The organism is Caulobacter sp. S45 (assembly GCF_903642205.1).
Taxonomy (GTDB): Bacteria; Pseudomonadota; Alphaproteobacteria; order Caulobacterales; family Caulobacteraceae; genus CAHJWH01.
In genome coordinates this window covers 1-6888 of the sequence record NZ_CAHJWH010000163.1, presented here as the reverse complement: position 1 = coordinate 6888, position 6888 = coordinate 1, and the positions used below count along the sequence as shown (strand labels likewise).

The following is a 6888-nucleotide window of genomic DNA, read 5'->3' as shown; positions in this document are numbered from 1 at the left end:
GCCGCCGAGCCTCGCCACGGCGCCGCGGCCTTCGCCGAAGCCGCCGGTGGCGGCGCGGCCGACCAAGCTGTCGGTCACCGACGTAGAGAAGCTGGTCCGCGATCCCTACGCCCTCTACGCCCGCAGGGTGCTGGGCCTGAGCCGGCTGGAGCGCCCGGACGAGCGCATCGACGCCCGGGCGCGCGGCACTGCCATCCATTCGGCCTTCGAGGCCCTCGCCGCCGAGTGGGCGGAGCTGGCCCCCGACGCCGCGGCGGCGCGCTTCGCCACCCTCTACATGGACGCCCTCCGCGCCGAGGCGGCGCCGGAGGCGCTGCTGGCGCGGGAGGCCGTGCTGGCCGAGCGGGCGGGGGCCTGGGTTGCCCAGATGGAGACGGCGCGGCGGCGGGACCGGCCCACCGTGCTGGTGGAGCAGGCGGGCGAGCTGAAGCTCGGCGAGGTGACGCTCACCTGCCGTGCCGACCGGCTGGAGCTGGTGGATGGCGCGGTGAACGTGCTCGACTTCAAGACCGGGCGCGTGCCCACCCGCAAGGAGATCGAGCTGGGCTTCTCCCCCCAGCTCCCCCTCACCGCCGCCCTGCTGATGCACGGCGGCTTCCCGGAGCTGGGGCCGCGCCGCCCGGGCGAGCTGGCCTATGTGCGCGTCAGCGGCCGCGAGCCCGCAGGCGTGGAGGATGTCCGCAGCGACGGCGCCGAGAGCGCGATCCTGGCGGAGACGGCGCTGCAGGGCCTGCGCGACCTGCTGGACCGCTACGCCGACCCCGCCGAGCCCTACCGCTCCCGCACCGCCCCCCGCTTCCAGTCCGAGCGCATGAGCGACACCGACCACCTCGCGCGGGTGCGGGAATGGTCGGCGGCGGACGAGGGGGAGGAGGAATGAGGTCATCTTCTCTCTCACTGTCAAAGAGAGGCGAGCACCGGACGGTGTTCTCATCTCCCCCTGCGCAGCGGGGGGAGGGGACCGGGCCAAGCCTGGTGAGGGGGGCTCGCTGGCCGAGACGGCGGATGCCGCGGCGCCCGGGCAGCCCCCTCCACCCCGCTACGCGTAGTCCCCCTCCCCCGCTTCGCAGGGGAGGATACGAGCCGCCGCCGAGGCCCGACCCCTCATCGGCGCGGGTCACATGAGCCTCGATCCTCAGATCACCGCCGCCGACCCGTTCGGCTCGGCCTTCGTCAGCGCCAATGCGGGTTCCGGCAAGACCAAGACCCTGGTCGACCGCGTCGCTCGCCTGCTGCTGCACGGCGCGCGGCCGGAGGCGATCCTGTGCGTGACCTACACCAAGGCCGCCGCCGCCGAGATGCAGCGCCGCCTGTTCCAGCAGCTCGGCGACTGGTCCATGCTCGATAACGGCGACCTCACCAAGCGACTGGCGGCGATTGGCGAGAACGCGCGCGACCTGCCCCGCGCCCGTACCCTGTTCGCCCGCGCCCTGGAGGCGCCGGGCGGGCTGAAGATCCAGACCCTGCACGCCTTCTGCGAGAAGCTGCTGCGGCGGTTCCCGCTGGAGGCCGGGGTCTCGCCGGGCTTCAAGGTGATGGACGACGCGGCGGCGGCCGAGGTGGGCGACGAGGCGCGCGACGCCCTGGCTAGGGTGTCCATGGCCGGCCAGGCCCAGGTCGCCGCCGCCTATGCGGCCATGGCCTCCAGCCTCGACTTCCAGAGCTTCGAGTCCATGTTCGCGGTGTTCCAGGCCAGGCGGGAGGCGATCGGCGACTACATCGACCGGATCGGCGGCCTGGGCGCGCTGGAGGAAGACGCGGCCCGCGCCTGCGGGCTGGACGGGCCGGTCTCGCCCGAGGCGCTGGAGGGCGCAGCCGTCGCGCCGCCCGTGCTGGACCTCGGCTTGTGGCGCGCAGGGGCGGCGGCGCTCTCGGCCAGCGGCGTGCGCGACCAGAAGTGCGCCGCCCAGATGGCGCAGGTCGCGGAAGCGGCGGCCCGTGGGCAGGCGCGCTTCTCCGACGCCCTGGCGGTCTTCTGCACCGGCAAGGGCGAGCCGGCCAAGTGGGTCGACACCGCCTCGGCCCTGAAGCGCGACCCGGCCCTGCAGCTCCGCCTGGCGGCCGAACGCGACCGGCTGCTGGACGTGGCCGCGCAGGTGAAGGCCGCGCGCGTGGCGCAGGCCAGCCTCCACGCCCTGACGCTCGCCAGCGTCTATGTGGACGCGTTCCAGGCCGTCAAGACGCGCCGCGGCCTGCTCGACTTCACCGACCTGGTGACCCGCGCCAAGGCCCTGTTGCGCGATCGCGAGGACGCCGCCTGGGTGCTCTACAAGCTGGACGGCGGCGTGGACCACGTGCTGCTGGACGAGGCGCAGGACACCGCCCCGGAACAGTGGGAAATCCTGCGCGCGCTCACCGGCGAGTTCTTCTCCGGCGCCGGTGCACCGGGGCGCCCGGATGTCCGCACGGTCTTCATCGTCGGCGACGAGAAGCAGTCGATCTACTCCTTCCAGGGCGCCCAGCCGGAGCGGCTGGCGCAGGAGGCGGACCGCTACGAGGGGTTGGCGGCCGGCGTTGAGCACCGCTTCTCCCGGGTGCCGCTGCTGGAGTCCTGGCGCTCCACCCCTCAGGTGCTGGGCTTCGTGGACGCGGTGTTCGCCCCGCACGGCGCGGCCCTGCAGCCCCGCGCTGGCGCCGACGCGGCCGTGGAGCTGGTGCGCCACATCGCCAGGCGTACCGGCGACCACGGGACCATCGACCTGTGGGAGGTGGAGCGGGAGGAGCCGCTGGAGGACCGCCGCGCCTGGGACGCGCCGCTGGACGCGGAGGGCCGCACCGGCGCCTATCGCCGCCTGGCCGAGCGCATCGCCGGCGAGATCGCGCGCCTGGTCGGCCGGGGCGAGCAGGTGCACGACAAGGCGCTGAACGGCCACCGCCCTGCCGAGTACGGCGACGTCCTGATCCTGGTGCGCAAGAGGAAGGCGCTGTTCGCCGAGCTGCTGCGCGCCTGCAAGCACGCCGGTGTGCCGGTGGCGGGCGCCGACCGGCTGCGGCTGTCGGAGCATCCGGTGTTCGAGGACCTGCTGGCGCTAACCCGCGTGGCCCTGTTCCCCCACGACGACCTGACGCTCGCGGCGGTGCTGCGCAGCCCGCTCTGCGACGTGGACGAGGACAGCCTGTACGTCCTGGCGCGCGGGCCGGGCGGGTCGGGGCGGCCGGGCAAGCTTTGGACGGAGCTGTCGCGGCGCGCCGGCGAGCGGGTGGACTGGCGCGCGGCGCTGGAGCTGATCGGCTGGACGCGGGCCCAGGCCTCCGAGCCGCCGTTCGCGCTCTATTCGCGCCTGTTCAGCCGCCTGGACACGGCGGGCCGCTCGATCCGCCAGCGCTTCGTCACCCGGCTGGGATCGGAGGCCGGCGACGCCCTGGACGAGGTGCTGGCCCAGGCCCTGGCGGCGGAGGGCCGGGGCGTGCGCGACCTGGAGCGCTTCGCCGACCAGGTGGCGCGCCTGGACATCACCGTGAAGCGCGAGATGGACGCGCCGCGCGAGCCCGGCCAGGGCGGGGAGGTCCGCATCATGACCGCCCACAGCGCCAAGGGCCTGGAGGCGCCCATCGTCTTCCTGCCCGAGACGGTCACCGGCGGTGCGCCGAGGGGCTCGCCCCTGCTGGAGACGCCGGAGGGCGGCTTCCTGTGGTGTGCGTCCAAGACCGGCGACTGCGCTGCCTCCGGGCGGGTGCGGGGCTTGCGGGAGGCTCGCGAGGCTCAGGAGGCGCTGCGGCTGCTCTATGTGGCGCTGACCCGGGCGCGGGACCGGGTGGTCATCGCCGGTCGGGTGAACGCGCGGGCCGATATCGACAAGGTGAAGGGCTGGTGGGGCCCCATGCGCGACGCCTTCGAGCATCCGAGCCTGGCCGGCCAGGTGCGCGACCTGGAGCTGGACGGCCGCGAGGTGCGCCGCTTCGGCCCCGACCCGGTGGCGACCCTGCACCCGCCGCGGTTCGCCGGGGCCGAGCCGGACCTGCCGGCTTGGCTGCACCGGTTCGCGCCTCAGGAAGCGGCCCTGGACGCCACCGCCCCGTCCGGCGCTGCGCCGAGGATGCACGGGCCTGCACCTTCGCCCCTGTCGCAGAGCTTCGGGCTCGGCCGGTTCCGGCGCGGCGAACTGATCCACCGGCTGTTGCAGCTGCTGCCCGACCTCGACCCGCAGGCCTGGGATGGCGCCTGCGCGCGCCTGCTGGACAAGGAGCGCGACCTCGACCCCGCCCAGCGGGCGGAGATGGCGGAGGCGGCGCTCGGCGTGCTGCGCGACGCCCGCTTCGCCGAGGTGTTCGGCCCGGGCTCGCGGGCGGAGGCCGCGGTGGCCGGGGCTGCTCCGGACCTGCCGCCGGGCTACGCGGTCTCCGGCCGGGTGGACCGCATGGTGATCACGCCCGAGCGCGTGCTGGTCGCCGACTTCAAGACCAACCGCCCCTCGCCCAACCGGATCGAAGAGGCCGATCCCGCCTACATCACCCAGATCGCCATCTACGTCGCCGTCCTGCGCGCGGTCTTCCCCGGACGCGCAGTCGAGGCCGCCCTGGTCTGGACCGACGGCCCGAAGCTGATGGTCGTCCCAGAAAACATGATGCGCGAGGCGCTGCGGGCGCTGGGCGGCACGCGCGCCTGAGGCTTGATCCCGCGCGGCGGGGGGCTACATGGGGACACCTACGGCGCGCCGGTTCCCCGGCCCCGAGGCTGGAGCACGTCCCGATGAGCACGGTGAAGGTCACCGACACCGATTTCGACACTGCGGTCCTGGCCTCCGACCAGCCCGTGCTGGTGGACTTCTGGGCGGAGTGGTGCGGCCCCTGCAAGCAGATCGCCCCCGCGCTCGACCAGATCTCCGAGGAGCTGGCCGGCAAGGTCACCATCGCCAAGGTGAACATCGACGACAGCCCCACCACGCCGTCGCGCTACGGCGTCCGCGGCGTGCCGACCCTGATGCTGTTCAAGGGCGGGCAGATGGCCTCGATGAAGGTCGGAGCCATGCCCAAGTCGAAGATCCTGGAATGGCTGGGCGAGGCCGGCGTGTCGGCTGGCGCGGCTTCGGTCAGGCCTTAGGGAGAGCTATCTAGCCGGGCCTTTGATCTCCCCCTGCGAAGCGGGGGGAGGGGACCAAGCGAAGCCTGGTGAGGGAAGCTCGCTGGCCGCCGCGGCGGAGATGGCAGCGCCCCACAAGCCCCTCCACCCCGCTTCGCGCGGTCCCCCTCCCCCGCCGCGCGGGGGAGGATAAGAGCCGTGGCCGTGCGTGCAGCGGCTTGTTAAGCTTCATGGCGGATTCATCGTGTCCGGGATTAGGGGCAGGCGATGCCGGATGCGCGACACTGCTTGGCGATGGCGGACGAGGCCGATCGGCTGGCGTCCATCGTGTCCTACGGGCGCGACAAGGTTCGCCTGAAGGAGCAGGCGCAGAGCTGGCGCGAGCAGGCCGTGGCGCTCGAAACAGCGCCCGCACTTTCCAGTGCCGAACATGAGCCCCGCGGCATGATCGGATGGCTGCGCCGCCGTAGAACCGGACGTCGAGCTAGACTTGGCCCGGCCCCCGCCTGAGACTGGAAAAGTAGCGGTGCACCTGGTCGCCCCAGCCGTAGTTGGTGCTGGTGAGCTGGTCGCGGTCATAGGCCGGCGCCGCCCGGATCTCGTCGCGTCCCACCGCCACCACATAGCCTTCGGGCGTGTTGTTGTAGGTGAGCAGGCCCCAGGGCAGGGGGTGGAACTTCTCGCCGACGCCGAGGAACCCGCCCGTGGCGCCCAGGACGAACTCGATCTGTCCGGTCAGCTTGTTGACGAACACCTCCTTGATCACGCCGAGCTTGTCGCCGCCGCGGTCGAACAGCGTCAGCCCCGTCAAGGTGTTGGCCGAGATCAGATGACCATCGTCGATGGTGTAGGAAGCGGTGGTCATGGCGGGCTCCGGCTCAAAGCCGCGCTCGGCGACCTCGTGGACAAAACGCTCCCGCAACAGTGTGGTTCAGTCGTCGGCGGTGGCGGTGACATGCTTAAAGTCTGTTTACCAGCAACCTGTGCTCCGGGTGCGCCTTCTGGAGCGACCAAGATCGTGTGGCGACGGGGACGAGCGGATGGATGCATCGGAGGAACTTCAGGCCCTGTGGACCGCCGTCTATGGCGAGCCGCCCTTCATTCGGGCCGAGACGGGCGTCCTGGTCCGGGTGCTGGTCGATGCCCTCCCACCCGCCCCGCCCTACGAACCGGAAGCCGAGCCTTCCGGCGACGTGGCGGAAGGCCGGCGTTTACGTGCGGCCTGAGCGACGGTATGGGGCGGTCATGCGCGTCCTGATCCTGCTCGCCGCCCTGCTGCTCGCGCCCGCCGCCCAGGCCGCCCAGCTCCCGACACCCAGCTCGACCGCCACCGCTCCGGTTGACGCAGCGGCCTACATGGCGAGCGTCGCCAAGCAGCCGGGGATCGTGGTCACCGACTCCGGGCTCGGCTACAAGATCGGCCGGTCCGGACCGGCCTCCGGCCTGCACCCGCGCCTCGGCGACCAGGTGAGGGTGTCCTACGAGGGGCGGCTGACCGACGGGACGGTGTTCGACTCCTCGGCCGCCAACGGCGGCCCGCTGGTGATGACGGTGGGCCAGCTGGTGCCGGGCTGGAACGAGGCCTTGCAGCTCATGAGGCCCGGCGACGACTGGACCCTCTACGTGCCGCCCGCCCTGGGCTATGGCGACCAGCCGTCCGGGCCGATCCCGGCCAATAGCGTCACGGTGTTCCGCCTGCAGCTCCTGGGGATCGTCCCGCCCGCCGCCCAGTGAGGCGCGCACCGGGCTGAGTCGCAGGCGCGCCTGCCTGCGGCACGGTTCTTGAGCGTCGGGGCGCATGACCGACGCCGCCGTCGCACTCCAGGACGCTCCCGCCAGCCGCTCCCCGGGCGCCGCCGGCGTGACCA

Annotated in this window: 7 protein-coding genes; 6 read left to right on the top strand and 1 reads right to left on the bottom strand. The window is 73.0% G+C overall.

What is annotated here, in order from left to right; translation table 11 throughout:
- From HUV06_RS13680 to HUV06_RS13665, 4 genes are all read left to right on the top strand, one after another.
- The coding region (locus HUV06_RS13680; RefSeq protein WP_217433873.1) for a PD-(D/E)XK nuclease family protein at window positions 1-880 on the top strand (880 nt) is incomplete at its 5' end.
- A gap of 241 nt (window positions 881-1121) precedes the next feature.
- Window positions 1122-4607 carry a double-strand break repair helicase AddA gene (gene addA, locus HUV06_RS13675; RefSeq protein WP_174301808.1) on the top strand — a complete coding sequence of 1162 codons (3486 nt, stop codon included), beginning with the start codon at window positions 1122-1124 and terminating at the stop codon, window positions 4605-4607.
- An 83-nt stretch (window positions 4608-4690) separates the two neighbouring features.
- Window positions 4691-5041 carry a thioredoxin gene (gene trxA, locus HUV06_RS13670; RefSeq protein ID WP_174301807.1) on the top strand — a complete coding sequence of 117 codons (351 nt, stop codon included), beginning with the start codon at window positions 4691-4693 and terminating at the stop codon, window positions 5039-5041.
- A gap of 267 nt (window positions 5042-5308) precedes the next feature.
- Entirely contained in the window at window positions 5309-5530 is a 222-nt protein-coding gene (locus HUV06_RS13665; protein WP_174301806.1) for a hypothetical protein, read from the top strand.
- Here the strand turns inward: HUV06_RS13665 and HUV06_RS13660 are convergent.
- Window positions 5505-5885 (bottom strand): PRC-barrel domain-containing protein, encoded by a 381-nt coding sequence (locus HUV06_RS13660; protein WP_174301805.1) that lies wholly within the window; start codon window positions 5883-5885, stop codon window positions 5505-5507. The two genes, HUV06_RS13665 and HUV06_RS13660, sit on opposite strands and share 26 nt — an antisense overlap.
- 175 nt (window positions 5886-6060) lie before the next feature.
- On the opposite strand from HUV06_RS13660, the gene HUV06_RS13655 reads away from it, so the two are divergent.
- Window positions 6061-6246, top strand: coding sequence for a hypothetical protein (locus tag HUV06_RS13655; RefSeq protein WP_174301804.1), 186 nt, complete (start codon window positions 6061-6063; stop codon window positions 6244-6246).
- Window positions 6247-6265: 19 nt separating this feature from the next.
- Complete coding sequence (locus tag HUV06_RS13650; RefSeq protein WP_254601133.1) at window positions 6266-6754, top strand: FKBP-type peptidyl-prolyl cis-trans isomerase; 489 nt, start codon at window positions 6266-6268, stop codon at window positions 6752-6754.
- Window positions 6755-6888 lie beyond the last annotated feature (134 nt).

What these genes read in the sequence shown, in the direction of transcription:
- addA (WP_174301808.1), top strand. Translation starts at nt 1,122, where the DNA reads ATGAGCCTCGATCCTCAGATCACCGCCGCCGACCCGTTCGGCTCGGCC.
- trxA (WP_174301807.1), top strand. Translation starts at nt 4,691, where the DNA reads ATGAGCACGGTGAAGGTCACCGACACCGATTTCGACACTGCGGTCCTG.
- HUV06_RS13660 (WP_174301805.1), bottom strand. Translation starts at nt 5,885, where the DNA reads ATGACCACCGCTTCCTACACCATCGACGATGGTCATCTGATCTCGGCC.
- HUV06_RS13655 (WP_174301804.1), top strand. Translation starts at nt 6,061, where the DNA reads ATGGATGCATCGGAGGAACTTCAGGCCCTGTGGACCGCCGTCTATGGC.
- HUV06_RS13650 (WP_254601133.1), top strand. Translation starts at nt 6,266, where the DNA reads ATGCGCGTCCTGATCCTGCTCGCCGCCCTGCTGCTCGCGCCCGCCGCC.